Here is a 21830-nt window from a genome sequence, read left to right on the forward strand (position 1 = left end):
CGAAGAATCGGGTGACGCGTTTTCGCGCCACCCGATTCTCCCTCATCGGACGGGGTGGATCTCCCGCGCCCTACTTCTTCGCGTCGGCGTCCTTCTGGACCTTCGCGAGCGAGGCGACCAGATCGTCCACCGGCGTCTGCAGCGCAACGGCCGTTCCACCCGACGACTCGAGCAGGCCCTTCTGGACGGCCTCGTTGGTCTGGAAGATCTCGACGAGCTTGAGGTACGTCTCGTTGTCGGCGTCCTCCGCACGGGCGGCGAAGATGTTCACGTACGGCAGAGCGCTGGCATCCTCGGGGTCATCCTGGGCGATCGCGTCGTCGAACGTGAGGCCGGCGTCCTGCACGAAGTCGTTGTTGATGATCGCGGCGGCGACGTCGGGCAGCGACGTCGGGATGAGCGCAGCCTCGAGCGCCGTGACCTTGACCTTGGACTTGTCGGCGTCCACGTCGGCGAGGTCGGAGTACGGCGTGCCGCCGCTCTTGAGCTCGACGAGCCCGGCCTGCTGCAGCACGTTCAGCGCACGCGCCTGGTTGGAGGCGTCGTCCGGGACGGCGACGGTCTCGCCCTTCGGGATGCTGTCGACGTCGTCGTACTTCTGCGAGTACAGACCGAGCGGGTAGATGGCGGTCGAGCCGATAGGGGTGAGGTCGGAGCCCGAGGCGTTGTTGTACTCGGCGAGGTAGACGATGTGCTGGAACTGGTTGAGGTCGATCTCGCCCTCGGTGAGCGCGGGGTTCGGCTGCTCATAGGAGCCGAAGTCGACCAGCTCGACCGTGATCCCCTCTTCTGCCGCGGCATCGACGAAGGCCGGCCACTGCTCGTCGCCCTTGCCGACGACGCCGATCTTGACGACCTCGTCCTCGGAGGACCCCTCGCCGCCGGATCCGGCATCGGACGACCCCGTGGCGCACCCGGTGAGCGCGACGAAGAGCGGGACCGCGGCGAGCGCGGCCAGGATGGAAGTGGTGCGGCGTGACATGTGAAGGAGTTCCTCTCTTGGGGGACTCGAATACGTTAGGCAGGCCACGCGGCGCACGCGGAATCGAGTGTCACACGGCGTCACAGCGAGGCGTGGTCAGGGGCGCGGCACCCGCAGCGCCAGCTTGCCCACGTAGTGCTCTGCCAGCGCCCGGTGCGCCGTCACGATGTCACCGGCGTCGAAGACGCGGGACACGTGCGGTGCGATGAGACTCGACTCGATGACCTCGTTCAGACGCTGCAGTGCTGCGCGGCTGCGATCGCCGTCGTAGAAGGACACCCGATCGACGAGCTGCGCGGACGGCGGCGGGTTCACGCCATGCGCCCACGCGATGCGGCCGGCGGGTGCGACCGCGCGCAACGCCTCCTCGGCCGCCGCGCCTCCCGCCGTGACCAGTGCCCCGTCGAGCCCGCCCGGTGCGAAGCGCGCGATAGCTGCAGGCACGTCGTCGCTCCGACCGTCGACGACCGCGTCGGCTCCGAGCTCGCGCGCGAGCGCGACTCCGTCCTGTCCCGAGGCCACGGCGAGGACGCGGAGCCCACGATGCGTGGCGAGCTGCACCGCGAGATGACCGATCCCTCCGCTCGCGCCGAAGATCATCACAGCGTCACCGGGGCCGGCGTCGATGGTGTCGAGTCCGCTCGTGGCCGTGAGCGCGTCCCAGGCCAGTACTCCTGCCTGCTCGTCGGTCAGGCGGGCGGGAACCGGAGCGACGTGTTCCTGGTCGACCACGGCGTATTCCGCGTAGAACCCGCCTCTCGGAACGGGTGTGGAGGCGGCATACACCCGGTCGCCCGGGGCGAAGCGCGTCACCTCGGCCCCGACCGCCTCGACAGTTCCCGCCCCTTCCCATCCGAGGATGTAGGGGAAGGCCGACGGCGCGCCGAACGCGCCGTCGTAGTGCCCCTCGCGCTCCTCCCGATCCCACGATCCGAGTCCGGCGACATCGATGCGGATCAGCACATCCCCGTCTCCGACCGTGGGAACCGGGACCGATCGTTCATGCAGTTCCGTCTCGTCACCGAATCGATCGAGGATGATGGCTTTCATCGTCGTTGGCATGGGACTCCTCGTTCTCGTCGGTGGGTCCGACTCTCAGATGAGCGTCCGCGCGGACGCTCAGTCGTAGTCTTCGATCCCCTGCAGGCGCACCTGTTCGAGGTCGAGGCGGGCGGAGATGCGGCGCACCACGATGTCATCGACGGTGCCGGCACCGCGCAGTCCGAGCAGGACCTCGCGCTTGCGGTCGAGCAGGGCGAGCTTCAGGCGCGTGTGCTCCTCGTGTCGGACCAGGGGCGAACGCTGTGCCAGATCGACGTCGGCGGAGGTCGCGATGATCTGCAGCACCGTGCCGTCAGGGGTCTCCCCCTCCGCGACCTGCGAGACGCCGCCTCCGGGCGTCGGGTCGCCACCGACGTCGGCGGTTCCCGCGCTGAGCGGGTCCGGCTCGCCGAGCATCTCGTCCAGCACATCGGCCTCCGCGTCGACGAGCGCCTGCTCGCGGGCCAGCGACCGGGCGTTGGCGAACTCGAGCATCTGATAGCCCTCGGATCGCACGCGATCCAGGACCTCCTGGCCGACGCCGTGCTCGGCGGCCAGGTCGTCGAGGGCGGCGAGGGCGGCCCCGGAGATCGCCCGCTCTGCGAGCTCGTACTCCTCGTCCTCGACGTGGTCGACGGGGAACCGCGCCCACCGCACGATGGCGGGCAGCAGCGGCCCCTGCACGAGCAGACTCAACAGGATGACACCCGCCGTCACGAACACGATCTCGTCCCGACCGTTGATCGCGCCGCCCTGGGTGATGCTCGTCGGGACGGAGAGCGCGATGGCGAGGGAGACGGCACCGCGCATGCCGGCGAGGGTCGAGACGGCTCTGGCCCGTGCTCGCGCGCCGGGCGCCGGACGCGGACCGCTCTGCCGCTGGAACACCACGTTCAGCAGCTGGAACACATAGCGCACCACGAGCAGCGTCGCCCAGACGGCGAGGGTGATGAGCACCAGCCGTCCGATAGCGGCGGCGGAGATCTCATGCGCGACGTACTGCACCTCGAGACCGATCAGCACGAACAGGGCGCCGTTGAGCAGGAAGACACCGAACGGCCACGCCGCATCCGCCTGGCGTCGCGACGAGGCGGTGGTCACCCGCGGAGAGACGTACGCGACGATGAGTCCCGCCACCACGACCGCCAGCACTCCGGAGGCGTGCACCATCTCGGCGGCGAGGAATGCGGTGAACGGGATCAGCAGCAGCGTGACGTTGATCACGATCGTCGACGAGGTGCGCCGCAGCAGCAGGTAGCCGAGGGCCGCGATGACCACGCCGGCGGCGATTCCGCCGACGTACGAGATCAGCACGTCGAGCGTCACCGACAGCGGGGTGATCTGGCCGCCGAGCGCGAGCGACACCGCGATCGCGTACAGCACCAGGGCCGTGCCGTCATTGGTCAGGCTCTCGGCCTTCAACTTCATGAACATGCGGCGGGGCAGCAGACGGCCGAGGGCGGCGACCGCCGTGGCATCCGGTGGGGCGACCGCAGCGCCCAGGATGAGGGCGATCTCCCACGGCATCCCGAACAGCACGCCGATGCCCGCGACAGCGAACGCCGAGGCCACCACCAGCACCGTGCTCATGGGCAGGATGTAGCGGAAGTCGCGGCGGATCGACCGCAGGGACGTGGTGAGGCTCTCCCAGAAGAGCATCACAGGGAGGAACAGCAGCAGCACCGTCTCCGGAGGGAGCTGCACTTCGCGCAGCTGCGGCACGAAGCCGAGCAGCAGCCCGAAGATGACGAGGACGAGGGGCAGCGCGAGACGCACGCGCGGGGCGATCAGGGTTCCGACGAGAATCGTGAGTCCGAGCAGGACTGTTACTTCGAGGCCTTCCATCCCTACCTCCCAACAGCGGTGAGAGAAGGATATTCCTCCGTCAGCCGATCTCTTCGGTCAGTTCGAACCAGCGCAGCTCCAGCTCCTCGATCTCGGCCTGCTGCTCACTGATCTTCTTCATGCGATCGCCCAGCCCCGCGTAGTCGGACTGGTCATGATCGGCCAGCGCGGTCTTGGCGGCGTTCACCTGCTGGGTGAGCTTCTGGATGCGGCGCTCGAGCGCGGATATCTCCTTCTGCGCCGCGCGCAGCGCCGCCCCGTCGAGGCCCTTCGTCGTCGCCGCTGTGGTCGCCGTCGCCGCGGCGGTGGCCGTCTGCTTCGGTCCGGCGGAGGCCTGCAGCTGACGCAGGCGCAGGTACTCGTCGACCCCGCCGGGGAGGTGTCGCAGGTGGCCGTCGAGGATCGCGTACTGCTGATCGGTGACGCGCTCCAGGAAGTACCGGTCATGGCTGACGACGAGGAGCGTGCCGGACCACGAGTCGAGGAGGTCCTCCATCGCGGCGAGCATGTCGGTGTCCAGGTCGTTGGTCGGCTCGTCGAGGATCAGCACGTTCGGCTGGTCGAGGAGCACGAGCAGCAGTTGCAGACGGCGCTGCTGCCCACCGGAGAGGTCCTTGACCGGGGTGGAGAGCTGAGCGGAGTCGAACCCGAGCCGCTCGAGCAGCTGCCCCGGCGTGAGGTCCTGCGCCTTCGAGCCCGCACCCATCGTGTACGAGGTGCGCAGCCCGGAGATGATCACGCGCACCGGGTCGTTCCAATGCTGGGTGAGCTCGTCGAGCCGCTGCGTGAGGGTCTGCACCTTGACGGTCGTGCCGCGCTTGACCCGGCCGACGGTGGGCTCGACGGTGCCGGAGATGAGGCCGAGCAGGGTCGACTTGCCCGCGCCGTTCACGCCGAGGATGCCGGTGCGCTCGCCCGGCGCGATGCGCCATTCGATGTCGCGCAGCACGACCTTCTCGCCGCCGTCGGCCGTCGGGTAGGTCACGCCCACGTCGAGCAGATCGACCACGTCCTTGCCGAGGCGTGAGACCGCGAGCGACTGCAGCGACACCTTGTCGCGGATCTCCGGGACGTCGGCGATGAGCTCGTTCGCGGCATCGATCCGGAACTTCGGCTTCGCGGTGCGGGCCGGGGCACCGCGACGGAGCCAGGCGAGCTCCTTCTTGGCGAGATTCTGGCGCTTGGCCTCGGTGGCGGCCGCCATGCGGTCGCGTTCGACGCGCTGCAGGATGTAGGCCGCATAGCCTCCCTCGAAGGGCTCGACGATGCGGTCGTGCACCTCCCAGGTCTCGGTGCAGACCTCGTCGAGGAACCACCGGTCGTGCGTCACGACCATGAGTGCGCCCGAGTTCGACGACCAGCGCCTCTTAAGGTGCCCGGCGAGCCACGTGATCGCCTCGACGTCGAGGTGGTTGGTCGGCTCGTCCAGCGCGATGACATCCCAGTCACCGGTCAGGAGCCTGGCGAGCGATACCCGGCGACGCTGTCCACCGCTGAGGGACCCGATCTCGGCGTCCCACGGCAGATCGGTGAGCAGCCCCTCGATGACATCGCGCACCCGCGCGTCGCCCGCCCACTCGTACTCCGGGGTGTCGCCGACGACCGCGGCGCTGATCGTGAGGTCGTCCGGAAGATTGTCGGCCTGATCGAGCACCCCGATGCGCGTTCCGCCACGCACCGTGACGCGTCCGGAGTTCGGCTCCTTGATGCCGGCCAGCATGCCGAGGAGGCTCGACTTCCCGTCTCCGTTGCGGCCGACGATGCCGATGCGATCGCCCTCCTCGATGCCGAGGGTCACGGAGTCGAAGACGACCCTTGTCGGATATTCGAGGTGGAGGGCTTCAGCCCCGAGAAGATGTGCCATGTTCCTTCCAGGGTAGCCGCGCCGGGCGACGCCAGGACGACCGCTGTCGTCGGGCGGCGGCGGGTGGCGGCGGGTGGCGGGATCGTCGTCCGCCTCCGGCCGATCTAAAATCGACGGGTGCCAAGGAATCGCCGGGTGTTCTCGCTCATGCTCGACAACCGCAGGGCGAAGCTGATGGAGTCGAGAAGGCAGCCAGGTCACTACGAGCTCAGCGTCGACGGGATCGCGCAGTCCGTCGTCTCGATGAGCGACCCGACCACACTCGAATACGCCTACACGCAGCACATCGCCAGAGCGATCGATGCCGCGGCTGAGCCCGGTGCCCCGCTGTTCACCGTGCACCTGGGAGCCGGAGCACTCACCCTGGCCCGCTACGTCGAGGCCACGCGCCCCGGATCCCCGCAGCTCGTGGTCGAGTTCGAACCCGCGCTCTACGCCGCGGTGATCGCCGCACTGCCCCTCCCGCCCGGCGCCGATCTGCGCGTCATCTTCGGGGATGCGCGGGCCGTCGCGGACGCGGATCTCCCTGACGCGGAACGCCCCGACGCGGATCACCCTGACACGGATCACCCTGACACGGATCGCCCTGACGCGGAACAACCCGCGGTGCCGGCATCCCCTTCCCCGGGGGGCGGCGCCCCGACGACGAGTGGCAGCGCCGTCGACACCGATTGGGTGGATGCACGCTTCACCGTCGTCGACCTGTGGGACGCGGCGGTCATCCGCCACCGTGTGGCCAGCCAGGAGTTCTACCGGCGCGTCGCCGCCCGCTCCGCCGTAGGCGCGGTCGTGGCGGTCAACCTCCTCGACGGGCACCCGTTCGAGTATTCACGGCGACAGGCGGCCACGCTGCGGTCGGTGTTCGAGAATGTCGCCGTCGTCCTCGACGCCGAGCCGGAAGATGATGAGGGGCCCCTGGGCAACGTCGTCGTCTTCGCGAGCGATGACCCGCTGAGCGTCGTGACGAACCCCGACCTCCTCGGCTCACCGCGACCGCACATGCTGCACGACGCATCCCTGACCGCGTGGATCGACGGAGCCCGCATCATGACCGACGCTGACGGCACGGACTCCCCCGACCCCGACGACCCGATCTGGGACTAGGGGCCGACCGGGGACCGGTCGGCCCGCGCATCGGGAGTGGGCGCTGAGACCGATCCGGCCGTGCGCAGGAAGACGATGATCCAGCTGAAGATCAGCACCGCGGCGATCAGCTCGACCGCGGTGAGGTTGTAATAGCCGACCGCGAAGAAGGCGGCGAGCAGGATGATCACCAGGACGTAGATCCACCCGAACACCACGAACACGCGCGGGATGGTCGGCAGGAACCACGGCAGCCCGACGACGATGATCCCGAAGACGACCGTCATGCCCGTCGCGACCGTGTTGTGCAGGAGGAAGAACTCGTCGACGGGGAAGAGCCCGACGCACGCGAGGAAGATCCCCATCAGGATGAGCCCGCCGCGCACCATGAACCGGCCGCGACGCTCCTCAGGACTCTCGGCCGGCAGTCCGGCGGTCGCGTATCGGGAGATGGTCGTGACCATGATCCCGGCGATGACCAGCGTCACGTTGAAGGCGACGGACGCGCTGTTGGTGCTCATCCCGAGCGCGGAGAGGTTGTCGCGCCACCAGTGCACATCGCTCGAGGCGAGCATGCTGGCGAACGCTCCGACCACGAGGAAGACGGCGAGCACCAGCGAGAGCACCATGGGGGTGAGGGCGACCGCGCTGAGGAAGCAGACGTATCCGGTCAGGGCGAAGGCCACAGCCACCAGGATCGCTCCCGGGAACGGGAACACCGGGGCGTCCGTGAAGCTCCGCTCGAGGAGTTCGGCGATGCCGAGCCAGCCGAGGCAGGCGATCGCCGCGTGGGCGAACGCGATGGCGGTGAGGTCGTACCAGCGCAGCCGATCACCCGGCACGCTGAACCCGTCGCGGACCGACTGCGGGTCCGGCCGTTCCGGTCGCACCGCGAGGCGGCCGAGCGTGAACGCGATCACCGCGGTGATCGCTCCGCCGTACGCGGCGAAGACGCCGATCGAACCGCTGCCGCTGATCGCCAGGTCGTGGCCCCAGAACACCGGCAGGCCGATCGCGAACCCCGCGACGAAGAAGCCGGCACCGACGATGAGCGCCGTCGCCTCGAAGACCGCGGCGGACGTCTCCGGGCCCCGTACCTGTCTCAGCACCTGCACGACTCTGCTCGCCAGCGCGTTCATCCTCGTCCTTCCCGGTCCACATCATAGAAGGAGCGCAGTTCCGGCGCGGCCGGTGGTAGCATCACGGAACGTGATCGTATACAACGTCGTCGTTCCACCACCCGAGGTGATCAGTCATGAACGGTGCACCCGCTGCCCCCGCCGAGTCGGTATCGACTCTCGTCGCGCGCAACATCAGTGATTTCAGAGCCGCCGTCTCCGAGTCGTTCGTCCCGCTGCAGGTCTCCACGGCAGGACCCGACCATTTCCGCGGCGTCATCCGTGGTGCGTCCGTCGACGAGGTCCACGTGACCGAGGTGCGGGCCACATCGCACATCGTCGAACGAACTCCGGAGCTGATCGCCAGGAGCGACCGTTCCTACTTCAAGCTCAGCCTGATGCTCGCCGGCACCGGCCTGCTGATCCAGGACGATCGGGAGGCCGTGCTCCAGGCAGGGGATCTCGCGGTGTACGACACCGATCGGCCGTACTCGCTCGTCTTCGACGAGGGGTTCCGCACGATGGTCGTGATGTTCCCGAAGCACCTCCTGAGCCTTCCTCCCGACGTGGTCGGCCAGCTCACCGCCGTGCGCATCTCCGGGCAGGAGGGTCTGGGCGGCATGGTCGTGCCGTACCTCACCCAGCTCGCCGGGAACCTCGACCAGCTCGCCGGCGCCACCGGGGCACGCCTCGCGCACAGCGCCCTCGATCTCGTCTCCACGGTCTTCACCCGCGAGCTCGGCCTCGACGGCGTCTCGGCCGACCCGCACCGCGCGCTCGTGCAGCGCATCCGCTCCCACATCGACCGGAACCTCGCGTCGACCGACCTCGGTCCCGCATCGATCGCCTCGGCACACTTCATCTCGACCCGTCACCTGCACGGCCTGTTCCAGGAGCAGGGTGTGACCGTGTCGACGTGGATCCGCACGCGCCGTCTCGAACAGTGCCGCCGCGATCTGCTCGACCCGATGCTCGCAGACCGACCCGTCGCCGCGATCGCCGCCCGCTGGGGCTTCGTGGACGCGGCGCACTTCAGTCGCGCGTTCAAGTCGGCATTCGGCATCTCCCCCAGCGAGTACCGCGCCGCCCACTGAGCGCGACGCGAAGACTCGTCGCGCGGGACCGGCGACCGACGTGCGCGGAATCGCCGTCATGCCCGCTTGCCCTGGACGGCACGCCGGTTGACTCTCGGCGCGCGATGGGCCCCGCGACCTTGAGCGCCTGAGGGCGTGGGACCGAGCATGAGGCAAGCGCATCGCGACGACGCGGTGCCCGGGGCGAAGAGGCCCTGCCACGTGCGACGTCTGGACCCGCATGACCGACATCACGACCGACCCGGCACTGGATGAATGGCGAACCTACGATGAGTTCGCCGCCGGGATCGACACCTTCCGTCTGCCGAGCACACTGCTCGCCGGAACCTCCCTGACGTTGACCCTCGACGACGGAGGCACGCTCTCGCTGCGCTTCGACGAGGAGGCCGTCGCCTGGGAGGGCTTCGGCGTCGGCGGCACAGACCCGTACGACGCTGTCCGTGTGCGCGACGACGTCGTGTTCATCAACATCCCGTTCGAGAGCCGCGAGCGCGAGGCCCTGACGATCGTGGTCTCCTCCACCACGCATCGGGCGACCGTCATCCGCTCCCGCATCGCCGCCGAGGCCGTCGATGGCACTCCGCAGGTCGGCCAGGACTTCTGGGCGGCCACGACGGATGCGGGACCGGCCACCGGCGAGGTCCCCGGCCCCAGCCGCGACCTGATCGGAAAGCGCAACATCTACCGTTACAGCCCGCACCACCTGTACGAGCACGTGTACGTGTCGAGCCAGCGATACGCGTGGCAGTGCCTCGAGGGCGTGCAGCGCGGTCACGGCGACATGGACCTGTCGACCGTCTGGAAGTTCGCCGACGGCCTGTACCTGTTCTGCTTCCGCGAGTTCCGCATCGCCGTCGCGAGCGTCTGGCTGCACGACCTCGGCTACCAGCTGATGACGACCGGGATCTTCCTCGGCCTGAACGGCGATGGCGACTCCGAGCATTCCAGGGCCGGCGGGCACATCTACCCGCTCGGCTCGGTCGCCTATCCCGACGCGCAACCCGTCTGATCGACAGCGAGAAACAGGAGACACCATGGGCAATGCCGACATCATCCGCGAGCACTACGCGGCGAGCGACCGCGGCGACCTCGACGGGATGCTCGCGCCGTTCGCACCCGATGTGCAGTGGACCGAGGCCGCCGGCTTCCCCTACGCGGGAACCTACATCGGCCCCGATGCGGTGGCCGCCAACGTGTTCCAGCGCATCCAGGAGGACTGGGACGACTACACCGTGGCCATCGATGAGGTCCTCGACGCGGGCGACGCGGTCGTGGGCATCGGCACGTACTCCGGCACCTATCGGCGCACCGGCCGCTTCTTCGCCGCACGGGTGGCCCATGTGTGGCGTCTGGCGGACGGCAAGGTCGTGGCTTTCGAGCAGTTCACCGACACCGAGCTCGTGTCCCGCGCACTGCGCGACTGAGTCCGGACACGCCACACGGCACGACGCTCCACCACTGCACGACACGAACGGCACGCACGGCACGCACAGCACGCACAGCACGATCCGAACACGAGAGGCAGGAACCACATGAACAAGCGCGCATCAGGCGCCGCGGCACTCATCGCCGTGGCAGCCCTCGCCCTGGCCGGCTGCGCCGGAGGAGACGGCGGATCCGGTGGAGGCGACGGTGCCCCGATCGTGGTCGGGTCCATCAACACCATCAGCGGGCCGGCCACCTTCCCCGAAGCCTCCCAGGCGGCGGCCGCGGTCTTCGACGCCTTCAACGACGCCGGAGGACTGGACGGACGCAAGATCGACTACAAGACCCTCGACGACAAGGGCGACCCCGCCACGGCGACCGCCTCGGCCCGGGAGCTGGTGGGCAGCGACGGCGCCGTCGCGCTGGTCGGCTCCGCGAGCCTGATCGAGTGCGAGATCAACGCCAAGTACTACGAGCAGGAGAGCATCCTGTCGATGCCGGGAATCGGCGTCGACACCGGCTGCTTCGACAGCGAGAACATCTCGCCGGCGAACGTCGGTCCCTTCAACGACATGACCCTCACGCTGCAGTACGGATCCGAGGTGCTCGGGCTCGACGACATCTGCATCCTGCTCGAGATCGCCGGCTCCACCCGGCCGACCTACCAGGCCGCGATCGACAAGTGGTCGGAGATCACCGGCAAGGAGCCGAAGTATGTCGACGACACCGTCCCGTACGGCGCATCCGACTACACCCCCTACATCGTCAAGGCGCGCGAGGCCGGCTGCAAGGCCCTCGCGATCAACCCCGTCGAGCCGGACGCGATCGGTCAGGTCAAGGCCGCGAACGCCCAGGGCTGGGACGACGTCACCTGGCTGTACCTGACGAGCGTCTACAGCGAGAACTTCGCCGAGGCCGTGGACGATGCGGGAGCCGGCATCTACGTTCCCGCCGAGTTCTATCCGTTCACGGACGACAGCGAGATCAACGCCGACTGGCGCACCCTGATGGAGGACAACGACATCCCGCTCACGTCGTTCAGCCAGGGCGGCTACCTCGCGGCGACCTACTTCATCGAGGTGCTCAAGGGCATCGACGGCGACATCACCCGTGAGAGCGTCTCCGAGGCGCTGAAGAACATGGAGCCGATCGAGAACCCGATGGTCGGCACGCCCTATGCGTTCGGCACGCAGAACACCGCGGGCTGGCCGATCATCCTCAAGTCCGGCACCCACGCCTGGGAGCAGGTCGCCGACGACTGGCTCCGCATCGGCGAGTAGTCCATCAGACCGCCTGCCGCCGGGCGCATTACCGGCGGCAGGCCCTTCCCCCTCCCCCTCGGAACAGAAAGGACGCCCATGCTGCAAGGTGCCATCGCCGGGCTCGCCGCCGGCGGCCTCTACGCGGTCCTCGGCGTATGCCTGACGCTCATGTCCCGGCTCGTACGAGTCGTGAACTTCGCCCAGGCCGCCACCGGCATGTTCGGCGGCTTCACGGCGGTCTGGCTCGTGCGCGAGCTCGGGCTGCCGATCTGGGTCGGCTCCGTGCTCGGTGTGCTCGTGGCAGGTCTGCTGGCCGCGGCGATCGGCTTCATCGCTGCGACGTGGCTGTCCGAGGCGTCGACCACGACCCGATCGGCGATGACCGTCGGCCCGCTGCTGCTGCTGATCTCGATGTCGTTCATCCTGTTCGGCAACAAGCCGCAGCCGTTCGCGCCGATCATCGCCGGGCCCGCTTTCACGATCGGCGGCGTCGTCGTCAGCCAGGTGACGGTCGCGACCGTCGCGATGGCGATCGTGACCGCCGTCGCCGTGCGCATCGTCCTGCGTCGCACCAGAGTCGGAACGCAGCTGCGCGCCCTCTCCGAGCGCCCCACGACGGCCGAGCTGCTCGGCATCCGCTCGCGGCCGCTCTCCATCGCGGTGTGGTTCGTCACCGGTGTGATCAGCGCGATCGCGATCATCATCGTGGCGCCGTCGCAGTCCAACGACGCCACGAGCCTGTCGATGCTCATCGTGCCAGCCGCCGCAGCCGCGCTCCTGGGTGGTTTCCGCCGGCTCGACCTCGCCGTCGCCGGCGGACTCATCCTCGGCGTGCTCGGCGGACTCGTCGCCCAGATCGACGAGGTCGCCCTGGTGCGCAACTTCCTTCCGTTCCTGTTCATCGTCGTCCTGCTGCTCTGGACGCAGCGCAAGGAGGTGTGGGATGCCGCTCGCTGACCGCCCCTGGTTCCGCGTCACCTGGCCGTTCGCCGTCGCCCTCGTCGGCATCGGGGTCGGTGCGATCCTCAGCTCGGCCCTGCCCGGGTACTTCGTCTTCCTCGCCATCAGTGCGGTCACCGCAGCCATCGCCATCCTCGGCCTCGGCATCGTGACCGGCTCCGCAGGGATGATCGCCCTGTGCCAGCTCACGTTCGCAGCCGTCGGCGCCTGGATCGTCTCGCTGCTCAACGTCCTGCAGGCACCGGGCGGATTCCTCCTGTGGCTGATCCTCGGTGGTGTCGCCGCAGGGTTCGTCGGCATCCTGGTCGGCCTTCCCGCCCTGCGACTGCGGGGGGTGAACCTGGCAGTCGTGACCCTCGGCTTCGCCGCAGCGGCCGACGTCACGCTGGTGCAGATCCAGTTCCCCGGGTCGGCGGACGGCACGGCCATCGAACGTCCGGAGATGTTCTCGAACGACCGCCAGTTCTTCTTCCTCTCCATCGTCGTGCTCGCGGTCTGCGCCCTCGGGGTGTTCTTCCTGCAGCGCGGCCGCTGGGGGTCGAGCTGGAAGGCCGTGGCGTTCTCCGAACGGGGAACCGCCGCCGCGGGACAGAGCGTGCAGGCAGCCAAGCTGACCGCCTTCGCCGTCTCCGCGGCCCTCGGCGGTATCTCGGGTGGGCTGCTGGCCGGGCAGGTGCAGCTGCCGTTCGCGTCGAGCTTCACGCCGCTGCAGTCCCTCGCGCTCTACGTGCTGGCGATCATGTCCGGCGCCCACCTGATCGACATGGCGATCTTCGGCGGACTGCTCTGGGTGCTCGTGCCCGAGCTCCTCAAGCGCTGGGGCGTGCCGCAGGACTGGGCTTTCGTCGTCTTCGGCGTGCTGGGCGTGCAGGCTCTCACGAGCGGGACCAACCTCGGCCAGGGCATCCGCAACCTGCTCTACCGCCGCGCGGACCGGCGAACCGCGAACGCGCAGCTCACCGCCCTGCCTGCCGATGCTGGAGCCGATGCCTCGGCCGTCACGACGACGACGACGGCCACGGTCGACGATGCCGACCTGCGTGGGGCGCCCGTGCTCACCGTGGAGGGTCTCACCGTGCAGTTCGGCGCGCTCAAGGCACTGGACGATGTGTCGTTCCGGGTGCCGGCCGCATCGATCATGGGGCTGATCGGGCCCAACGGCGCAGGGAAGTCGACCTTCGTCGACGCGATCAGCGGCTTCCTGCCGAAGCACGGAGGACGTGTGCTGCTCGGCGACCGCGACCTGGCAGGCCTCTCCCCCACCCGTCGTGCGCGATTGGGGCTGCGGCGCACGTTCCAACAGGATCGGGTTCCGCCCGCGCTCACGGTCGGCGCCTACGTGCGGTTCGTGGCCAGACGCCGGCTCGCGAAGGCCGACATCGACGAGGTGCTGGAGTTCTTCGGCTGCCCGCCCTCCCGCGCGCGCCTGTCGAGCGTCGACGTCGGCACCCGACGGCTGGTGGAGGTCGCCGCGAACGTCGCCGCCCGACCCCGTCTGCTCATCCTCGACGAGCCGGCTGCCGGCCTGTCGCATGAGGAGCACCTGGCGCTCGCGGCACGTCTGCGAGACCTGCCGGCACGCTACGGCGTCGCCCTGATCATCATCGAGCACGACCTCGACCTCGTGCGCTCCGTGTGCCCCACTCTGACCGTGCTCGACTTCGGTCGGGTGCTGGCGAGCGGACCGCAGGCCGCGGTGCTCGCGAACCCCGATGTGGTGAAGGCCTACATGGGAGAGACGGAGCTGCTGACATGAGCGAACTCGTGCTGGACGCGGTGACGGTGAGTCGCGGAGCCGGGCCCGTCATCTCGGACGTCTCGCTGCGGGTCGCCGGCGGCGAGGTGCTGGCCCTGGTCGGCCCCAACGGCGCAGGCAAGACGAGCCTGATCGAATCCGTCTCCGGCGTGACCCCTCACTCCGCGGGGACGATCACTCTGGACGGCGAACCCATCGACCGGCTCTCCCGCGTCACCAGGGCGCGCCGCGGCATCGTGCACATCGAGCAGGGCCGAGCCGTCTTCCCGTCGCTGACCGTGCGGGAGAACCTCTCGCTCACGGCGCGCACCCCTTCGGAGTTCGACGCCGTCCTGGCGCAGTTCCCCGAACTCGAGAAGCGCATCGACGCCCCCACCGCCCTGCTGTCGGGCGGGGAGCAGCAGATGGTCGTGCTGGCCAGGGCGTTCGCCGCGAAACCCCGCATCCTGCTGATCGACGAGATGTCGCTTGGCCTCGCCCCCGTCGTCTTCCTGCGGCTGATGCCGATCGTGCAGTCCATCGCCGAGTCCGGGGTCGGGGTGCTGCTGGTCGAACAGTTCACCCAGCTCGCTCTCGGGCTGGCCGAGGATGCGGTGGTCGTCGCCGGCGGGCGCGTCTCGTTCCAGGGCACGGCGCAGGCGCTGCAGGCCGACCCCGCATTGCTGCACCGGGCCTACCTCGGCGGCTGAGCACGTGTCAGGGGCGAGCGACCGGCGGCGATGGACGGGACGTGGGGATTAGCCTGAGAGGATGACCCAGACCATCCACGCCCGCGCCGCCCTCCTCGACATGGACGGCACCCTCGTCGACTCGACCGCTGTGGTGGAGCGGCTGTGGCTGGCCTGGGCGGAGCCGCACGGGATCGCCCCCGAGACGGTGCTGAGTGTGGTGCACGGACGTCAGGGTCACCAGAGCATGGCGATCATGCTGCCCGAGCGCGATCACGCGATCAACCTCCGCGAGAACGAGGTCATGCTCGCGAACGAGGCGTCCGACGTGGAAGGCGTCATCATGATCCCCGGCGCCGACGGTCTGCTCGATGCTCTGGAGCCCTTCGCCCACGCGATCGTGACCTCTGCCAACGTCGCCTTGATGACCGCACGGATGCGGCAGGCCGGGCTGACCGTGCCCGCCCTCGCCGTGACGGCCGAGAACGTGTCCGCGTCGAAGCCCGACCCTGAGGGCTTCCTCCTCGCTGCACGCACACTGGGCGTCGACCCCGTGGACTGCCTCGTGTTCGAGGACTCCGGCGCCGGGATCCAGGCCGCCCACGCCGCGGGCATGCGAGTGATCGGAGTCGGCCCGCACGCCGCCGCCCACGCCCCGACCGCGCACGTGGACGACCTCACGCAGGTGTCGATCGCCGCCGTCGACGACGGCTTCGAGCTCCGGATCGGCTGAGCCGTCCGGAGCTCGCCGCCCGATCGCCTAAGCGGCGGAGCGGTGCGCCACCGGTCGCCGTCGCAGCGCGGCCTCGAGCACGGCTGGCGGGTTGTACTGCTGGTCGAGGCGTCCGATGTCGGTGCCGGGCGGGACGATCGCGTCGATCCGGTCGAGCACCTCATCCGTGAGCGCGACGTCCACTCCCGCGAGCAGGTCGTCCAGCTGCTCCATCGATCGCGGGCCGATCAGCGCGCTCGTGACCCCGGGATGCGCGATCGCGAACGCCATCGCGAGGTGGGTCATCCGGATGCCGGTCTCCTCGGAGAGAGCGACGATCTGCTCCACGGCGTCGATCCGCCGCTCGTCCTGGTTGTGCCGGAACATGGTCGCGCGCGCGAGATCGGTCTGCTGTCCCCTCCGGAACCGTCCGGTCAGCATGCCACCGGCGAGCGGGCTCCAGACGAGGGCGCCCATGCCGTAGCGCTGCGCGACGGGCAGGACTTCCCGTTCGATGCCACGGTTCAGGATCGAGTAGGTCGGCTGCTCGGTGCGGAAGCGCTCGAGGCCCCGACGCTCGGAGGTCCACTGCGCCTCGACCTGCATCGAGGCGGGGAAGTCCGAGCTGCCGATCGCCCGCACCTTGCCGCTGCGGACCAGATCGGTCAGCGCGGAGAGCGTCTCCTCGAGGTCGACGGTGTCGTCAGGACGGTGCGCCTGGTACAGGTCGATGTAGTCGGTCCCCAGTCGACGGAGCGAGTCCTCGACGGCGCGCATGATCCATCGACGGGAGTTGCCGCGCCTGTTCGGATCAGCGCCCATCGGTCCGTTGAACTTCGTGGCCACGACCACGTCGTCGCGCCGCCCGGCGAGCGCCTTGCCGATGAGCTCTTCGGAGCCGCCCTGCGAGTACCGGTCGGCCGTGTCGATGATGTTGATGCCCGCATCGATGGCTCGATGCACGATGCGGATGGAGTCCCGTTCGTCGCCGTTCCCGATGCTGCCGTCCGTCCCGAGCATCATGGCCCCGAGGGCGAACGGGCTCACCTGGATGCCGGTCCTGCCGAGGGTGCGGTAGTGCATGTCGTGTTCCTTCCATCGATGGCGCTCTGCTGTCCGGTGCCCTATCGTTGACCGAAGTGGAACGCCTTTCCGGAAGCATACGGAACGGCGTTCCGTTTACGCAACCCCCCGGAGGATCCATGCGCGCCGACGCCCGCCGCAATGCCGACGCTCTGACCGACGCCGCGCGCGAGGTCTTCGCGACGGAGGGGGTCGATGCGCCCGCGCGGCTGATCGCCGAGCGCGCAGGCGTCGGAGTGGGCACCCTGTATCGCCGCTTCCCGCAGCGGTCGGACCTCGTGGTCGCCGTCTTCCGGCACGCCGTCGATGCCACCGCCGCGGCTGCGGACGAGCTCGCCGCCGCGCACGCCCCGGACGAGGCGCTCGCCCTGTGGCTGCAGCGCTTCACGCAGTTCGTCGCCACGAAGCGCGGACTCGCTGCCGCGCTGCACTCCGGAGATCCCGCCTTCGAGGCACTGCCGTCCTACTTCACCGCCGAACTCGGCGGAGCACTCGAACGCCTTCTCGATGCCGCAGTCGACGCGGGGACGATCCGCCGCGACGTCGACGCGACGCAACTCCTGTACGCCGCAGCGAACCTCTGCCACTCCGCGGGATCGGAGGAGCAGAGTGAGGTCCTGGTCGGGCTGCTCGTGGATGGTCTCCGCTACCGCGCAACGGCCGGAACCCGCCCCTGACGCACCCCCGGTCGATCACATCCCGGCGTGGTCGAAGGCGATGGTCGGCACGTCGACGACGTGCGAACCGCCGTCCGCGACGATCACCGCACCGGTGATGTAGGACGACTCCCCCGACCCGAGGAAGCGCACCACCGAGGCGATCTCGGACGGGCGCGCCGGACGCCGCAGAGGCACGTCGGCCGTGACCGTTGCATACGCCTCCTCACGGGAACCGAGCCCGGCGTGCGAGGCGAACTCGTCCATCTCCTCGTCGGCCATGGGCGTCTGCACCCACCCGGGGCAGATCGCGTTCACCCGCACGCCGTGCCGGCCGTAGTCACGCGCCAGCGTGCGGGTCAGTCCGATCAGCGCGTGCTTGCCCACCGTGTACCCGGCCACCGACGGGCCGGCGAACAGACCGGCGAGCGAAGAGACGATCACGATCTGCCCCTTCGCCTCGATCAGCGCAGGAAGGGCCTCGCGCGCCATCGTGAACGCGGTCGTGAGGTTCGCCCGGATCGCCGCCTCCCAGCTCGCATCGTCGGTGTCGCCGACCGGGGAGAACCCGTGGCCGCCGGCGTTCGCGACGAGCACATCGATGCGACCGAAGCGCGCCAGCACCTCGGCGACAGCGGCCTGGGCCGACGCGGTGTCCGCGGCATCCGCGATGACGGGCACCGCGCCCACCGCCCGCTCCACCTCGTGCAGCGGCTCCGCTCGCCGACCCACCACCACGACGTGGGCCCCCTCTGCCGCATAGCGCTCGGCGATGGCCGCGCCGATGCCCGTGCCGCCTCCGGTGATGACGATGACGCGCCCCGAGACGCTCGATCCGACCGTGATTCCCATGTCTTCTCCTGTGTGGTGTTCTCGTGATGCGCGTGCGCGCTGTTCGCGTGATGCGCGTGCGCGCGGTGGTCTGGTCCGATGCGTCCGCATCAGGCGGGGAATCCCGAGCGGGCGGTGTAGCCGAAGTCGCTGATTAGCGTGGTGCCGTTCACCGCTGCGGCGTGAGGCGACAGCAGGTAGGCCACGTGGGCGGCCACCTCGTCCGCGGTCTGCACGGGGAACCCGGGATCGTCGAGAGCGGCCTCACCCAGATCGCCGCGACTCATCGGTGTGTCGACGATCGACGGGGCGATCGAGTTCACGCGGATCCCCGTGCCGAGGAGATCGACGGACAGCGCGCGGCCGAACTGGACGACCGCGGCCTTCGACGCGCAGTAGGGCACCATCCCTGGTGAGGCGACGAGGGCCGAGTCGCTCGCGAGGAGGACGATGGACCCCCGATCCGCGGTCCGCAGCGCGGGGAGCGCGTGCTTGAGCACCAGGAAGGGCCCTGTCACGTTGACGGCGAGCACGGCATTCCACGCGGCCAGGTCGATGTCCTCGATCGACGATCCGACCGGGCCGGAGATGCCTGCGCAGCACACCACGTGATCCACCCCGCCGAGACCGTCGACCGCCGCGCGCACGCCGGCGCGTACCTGCACTTCATCCGTCACGTCGACGAGGACGACAACCGCCTCCGGCGCTTCCGGAACCGAATCCCGCACGAGCGCAGCGGTGGCCTCTAGGGCGGCGCTGTCGCGGTCGAGCAGCGCCACCCGCATCCCCTCCTGGGCGAGCGCGCGGGCCGTGGCGCGCCCGATGCCGCTCCCGGCGCCCGTGATCAGGGCCGTCCTGTCGTGCAGCTGCAGATCCATCTGTCCCTCGCAGGCCGTCCCTGCACCGGTGGTGCGGGAGAGGACGGCGGTGTCATCACGGTCATCCTGCTCCCCTGCTCCCGGCGGTTCGAAGGTTCGGGATGAGGCTGTGCACGCTGGCACCATCGTCTTTCCCTCAGGGTCAAGCGCACCGTCGACAGCACGAGCAGACTCGCTCTATCGACGATTCCCCTCGTCGTCGATGCCGTGTCCGCACGGCCGTCACCCAGCAAAGGAGCCGACGTGGCAGACCCGACATCCGCGTCCACGACGCACACGCACACCTCTCTCCGACCCGGCGCCCTCGGTGTCGCCGGGATCGTCTTCCTCGTCCTCGCCGCCGTCGCCCCGCTCACGGGCGTCGTGGTCGTGGCCTCGCTCGCCATCGCGCTGGGCAACGGCGGCGGCACGCCCATGTCGTTCTTCCTGGTCGCAGCGATCCTGCTGCTGTTCGCGATCGGCTACGCCCAGATGTCGAAGCAGCTCGTGAACGCCGGAGGCTTCTACGCGTTCGTGGTGAAGGGCCTCGGTCGCACCGGTGGCCTCATCGCGGGTCTGATCGCCACCCTCGGCTACAACTTCTTCGTCGTCGGAACGATCGGCACCAGCGGCTTCTTCATGCAGACGATCATCCGCGACCTCACCGGCCTCGACGTGCACTGGCTCGTCTGGGGCCTGCTGTCCATCGTCGTCTGCTTCGTGCTGGCCAGGGTCGGCGTCGACTTCAGCTCGAAGATCCTGGGAGTCTGTCTCGTGCTCGAGGTGCTGATGCTCGTGGTGTTCGACATCTCCGTACTCGTGCAGACCGGCTACGACGTGGCGGCATTCAGCCCCGAGGCCGTGTTCTCCGGGTCGCTGCCCATCGGCCTGCTGCTCGCGGCGACCGGCTTCCTCGGCTTCGAGGCGACGGCGCTGTTCAGCGAGGAGGCCAAGCAGCCCCTGCGCACGATCCCCCGGGCCACCTACACCTCGATCATCGCGATCGGCGTCATCCTGGGTGTCACCACCTGGGCCGTCGTGAGTGCGACCGGTGTGGCGCAGGCACAGGCCACCGCGCTCGAGCATCTGCCCACCGGCGACCTCATCTTCTCGCTCTCGCAGCAGTACCTGGGCGGCCCCCTCACGACCGTGATGATGATCCTGCTCCTGGTGAGCCTGTTCGCCGCCATGCTCGCCTTCCACAACTCGGCGACGCGCTACCTGTACTCGCTGGGGCGGGCCAGGATTCTCCCACAGGCCCTCGCCCGCACGCGTGCCAACGGCGCGCCGCAGCTGGCCGGGATCGTGCAGGCCGGCTTCGCCGCGGTCGTCGCGGTGATCTTCGCCATCGCGGGAGCGGACCCGATCGTCACGCTCGTCCCCGCCATGCTCGGATTCGGCACCCTGAGCGTGCTGATCCTGCAGGGACTCGCCGCGATCTCGATCGTGGTCTACTTCCGCCGCCGCCAGGACCCGCGCTGGTGGAGCACGTTCATCGCCCCCGGCATCGGCTTCCTCGGCATCGCAGCCATCTCCGTCCTCGCCGTCGTGAACTTCAACATCGTCGCCGGGTCGGAGGAGCTCGCCATCCGGCTGATGCCGCTGCTGCTGGTCGTCGCCCTGATCGGCGGCATCGGGTACGGGGCCTACCTGAAGCGCGCCAGACCAGCCGTCTACGAAGGCCTCGCCACCGACCTGGAACAGTTCAGCGACCGCTGACCCTTCCCCAGACCACCCATCGAAGGAGATCGCATGACCACTCTGAATCCCGCCGACACCTCGACCTGGCTGCCCCTGGAGGGACTGGCACCCGGCTTCGATGCGAACAAGGCCCCGCACTCCACCGCGCTGAGCGGCACCGAGGTCACCGTCGTCGACGGCCGCGGCACCCGCATCGTGCATCGCTTCGCCGACTCGACCGTCGCGTGGGAGTACCAGCCGGGGGCGGAGGACGGCACCGAGGCAGCGGCCGACACCGACGACTACGAGGCCTTCGAGGTCGACGAGCAGCTCTACTTCGTGCAGTTCCACCACCGCTACCTGCCGCACGAAGCCGTCTCGCTCATCCTCGACCTGCGACAGGGCCGCACTCTGGCCGTGATCTCCGAGATCCTCCCGGCACCGGAGCAGGGCCGCACCCGCGTGCAGCACCACTTCGCCCCCGGCGTGATCGAGGGCAGAGAGCAGAGCGGCGAGGAGGCCGCTCCCACGACGACCCTCATCGGTCGCAGGGTCGAGTGGGTGTACAGCGAAGAGCACGCCTACGAGCACGTCTACCTGTCGTCGCGCTGGTACTCGTGGCAGTGCCTCGCGGGACCGGAACGCGGCCTCGCCGACACGGATGAGAACAGCGTGTGGCAGATCCGCCCCGGCATCTACGTGTTCGCCTGGCGCGAGAAGGTCATCCCGTGCGCATCCGTGACGATCGCCGACCACCGCGACGTGAACGCGATCCGCTCGCACGGCGTGCTGTTCGGCCTCGACGAGAGCGGAGAGGTGCCGACGCACTTCACGTTCGGCGCCCACGGACGACTGCTCTCCACGACGCTGCACGCGCCAGAGCTCGAGCCCGCGACCTTCGGAGCCGTCTGAC

Annotated in this window: 20 protein-coding genes; 12 read left to right on the forward strand and 8 right to left on the reverse strand. The window is 69.2% G+C overall.

The features are described 5' to 3' along the window. Nucleotides 1-70 precede the first annotated feature (70 nt). The 4 genes from AB4070_RS14285 to AB4070_RS14300 form a co-directional block, all read right to left on the reverse strand. Nucleotides 71-982, reverse strand: coding sequence for a MetQ/NlpA family ABC transporter substrate-binding protein (locus AB4070_RS14285; protein WP_441980687.1), 912 nt, complete (start codon nucleotides 980-982; stop codon nucleotides 71-73). Between the two features lie 96 nt (nucleotides 983-1078). Continuing rightward, entirely contained in the window at nucleotides 1079-2044 is a 966-nt protein-coding gene (locus tag AB4070_RS14290; protein WP_441980688.1) for a quinone oxidoreductase family protein, read from the reverse strand. Between the two features lie 57 nt (nucleotides 2045-2101). Next, entirely contained in the window at nucleotides 2102-3868 is a 1767-nt protein-coding gene (locus AB4070_RS14295; protein WP_441980689.1) for a Na+/H+ antiporter, read from the reverse strand. 40 nt (nucleotides 3869-3908) lie between these two features. Then, nucleotides 3909-5732 carry an ABC-F family ATP-binding cassette domain-containing protein gene (locus AB4070_RS14300; RefSeq protein ID WP_441980690.1) on the reverse strand — a complete coding sequence of 608 codons (1824 nt, stop codon included), beginning with the start codon at nucleotides 5730-5732 and terminating at the stop codon, nucleotides 3909-3911. Nucleotides 5733-5849: 117 nt separating this feature from the next. On the opposite strand from AB4070_RS14300, the gene AB4070_RS14305 reads away from it, so the two are divergent. Then, entirely contained in the window at nucleotides 5850-6836 is a 987-nt protein-coding gene (locus AB4070_RS14305; protein WP_441980691.1) for a spermidine synthase, read from the forward strand. On the opposite strand, the gene AB4070_RS14310 is transcribed toward AB4070_RS14305, so the two are convergent. Further along, complete coding sequence (locus tag AB4070_RS14310) at nucleotides 6833-7954, reverse strand: DUF998 domain-containing protein (protein WP_441980692.1); 1122 nt, start codon at nucleotides 7952-7954, stop codon at nucleotides 6833-6835. The two genes, AB4070_RS14305 and AB4070_RS14310, sit on opposite strands and share 4 nt — an antisense overlap. A gap of 116 nt (nucleotides 7955-8070) precedes the next feature. Here AB4070_RS14310 and AB4070_RS14315 point away from each other — a divergent pair, with 116 nt between their 5' ends. The 8 genes from AB4070_RS14315 to AB4070_RS14350 all read left to right on the forward strand — a co-directional run bounded on the left by AB4070_RS14315 (nucleotide 8071) and on the right by AB4070_RS14350 (nucleotide 15831). Next, nucleotides 8071-9027, forward strand: a complete 957-nt coding sequence (locus tag AB4070_RS14315) for a helix-turn-helix domain-containing protein (RefSeq protein WP_046748897.1) — start codon at nucleotides 8071-8073, stop codon at nucleotides 9025-9027. Nucleotides 9028-9247: 220 nt separating this feature from the next. Continuing rightward, entirely contained in the window at nucleotides 9248-10036 is a 789-nt protein-coding gene (locus AB4070_RS14320; RefSeq protein ID WP_441980693.1) for a MoaF C-terminal domain-containing protein, read from the forward strand. 25 nt (nucleotides 10037-10061) lie between these two features. After that, nucleotides 10062-10451 carry a nuclear transport factor 2 family protein gene (locus tag AB4070_RS14325; RefSeq protein WP_058632455.1) on the forward strand — a complete coding sequence of 130 codons (390 nt, stop codon included), beginning with the start codon at nucleotides 10062-10064 and terminating at the stop codon, nucleotides 10449-10451. A gap of 108 nt (nucleotides 10452-10559) precedes the next feature. Next, on the forward strand, nucleotides 10560-11732 hold the full coding sequence (locus AB4070_RS14330) for an ABC transporter substrate-binding protein (RefSeq protein WP_046748894.1): 1173 nt from the start codon (nucleotides 10560-10562) through the stop codon (nucleotides 11730-11732). A gap of 78 nt (nucleotides 11733-11810) precedes the next feature. Continuing rightward, nucleotides 11811-12671 carry a branched-chain amino acid ABC transporter permease gene (locus AB4070_RS14335; protein ID WP_282846244.1) on the forward strand — a complete coding sequence of 287 codons (861 nt, stop codon included), beginning with the start codon at nucleotides 11811-11813 and terminating at the stop codon, nucleotides 12669-12671. Then, nucleotides 12658-14430: a branched-chain amino acid ABC transporter ATP-binding protein/permease gene (locus AB4070_RS14340; protein ID WP_441980694.1), complete on the forward strand. Its 1773-nt coding sequence runs from the start codon at nucleotides 12658-12660 to the stop codon at nucleotides 14428-14430. Before AB4070_RS14335 ends, AB4070_RS14340 begins: the two co-directional genes overlap by 14 nt. Then, on the forward strand, nucleotides 14427-15119 hold the full coding sequence (locus tag AB4070_RS14345; protein ID WP_441980695.1) for an ABC transporter ATP-binding protein: 693 nt from the start codon (nucleotides 14427-14429) through the stop codon (nucleotides 15117-15119). The genes AB4070_RS14340 and AB4070_RS14345 overlap by 4 nt, the downstream gene beginning before the upstream one ends. 61 nt (nucleotides 15120-15180) lie before the next feature. Then, a complete protein-coding gene (locus AB4070_RS14350; RefSeq protein ID WP_441980696.1) occupies nucleotides 15181-15831 on the forward strand; it encodes an HAD-IA family hydrolase in 651 nt (216 codons plus the stop codon). Between the two features lie 27 nt (nucleotides 15832-15858). Here AB4070_RS14350 and AB4070_RS14355 read toward each other — a convergent pair whose 3' ends face one another. Then, on the reverse strand, nucleotides 15859-16893 hold the full coding sequence (locus AB4070_RS14355; RefSeq protein WP_441980697.1) for an aldo/keto reductase: 1035 nt from the start codon (nucleotides 16891-16893) through the stop codon (nucleotides 15859-15861). A 119-nt stretch (nucleotides 16894-17012) separates the two neighbouring features. Here AB4070_RS14355 and AB4070_RS14360 point away from each other — a divergent pair, with 119 nt between their 5' ends. Continuing rightward, entirely contained in the window at nucleotides 17013-17570 is a 558-nt protein-coding gene (locus AB4070_RS14360; protein WP_441980698.1) for a TetR/AcrR family transcriptional regulator, read from the forward strand. 15 nt (nucleotides 17571-17585) lie between these two features. Here the strand turns inward: AB4070_RS14360 and AB4070_RS14365 are convergent, their stop codons facing one another. Both AB4070_RS14365 and AB4070_RS14370 read right to left on the reverse strand, forming a co-directional pair. Next, entirely contained in the window at nucleotides 17586-18401 is an 816-nt protein-coding gene (locus AB4070_RS14365) for an SDR family NAD(P)-dependent oxidoreductase (protein WP_441980699.1), read from the reverse strand. An 89-nt stretch (nucleotides 18402-18490) separates the two neighbouring features. Continuing rightward, entirely contained in the window at nucleotides 18491-19258 is a 768-nt protein-coding gene (locus tag AB4070_RS14370; protein WP_441980700.1) for an SDR family NAD(P)-dependent oxidoreductase, read from the reverse strand. Between the two features lie 243 nt (nucleotides 19259-19501). Here AB4070_RS14370 and AB4070_RS14375 point away from each other — a divergent pair, with 243 nt between their 5' ends. Both AB4070_RS14375 and AB4070_RS14380 read left to right on the forward strand, forming a co-directional pair. Beyond that, complete coding sequence (locus AB4070_RS14375; protein WP_441980701.1) at nucleotides 19502-20956, forward strand: APC family permease; 1455 nt, start codon at nucleotides 19502-19504, stop codon at nucleotides 20954-20956. A gap of 33 nt (nucleotides 20957-20989) precedes the next feature. Continuing rightward, nucleotides 20990-21829 carry a molybdenum cofactor biosynthesis F family protein gene (locus tag AB4070_RS14380; RefSeq protein WP_441980702.1) on the forward strand — a complete coding sequence of 280 codons (840 nt, stop codon included), beginning with the start codon at nucleotides 20990-20992 and terminating at the stop codon, nucleotides 21827-21829. Nucleotide 21830: the final 1 nt, after the last annotated feature.

This window comes from Microbacterium sp. 2RAF4, assembly GCF_052115285.1.
Taxonomy (GTDB): Bacteria; Actinomycetota; Actinomycetes; order Actinomycetales; family Microbacteriaceae; genus Microbacterium; species Microbacterium oxydans.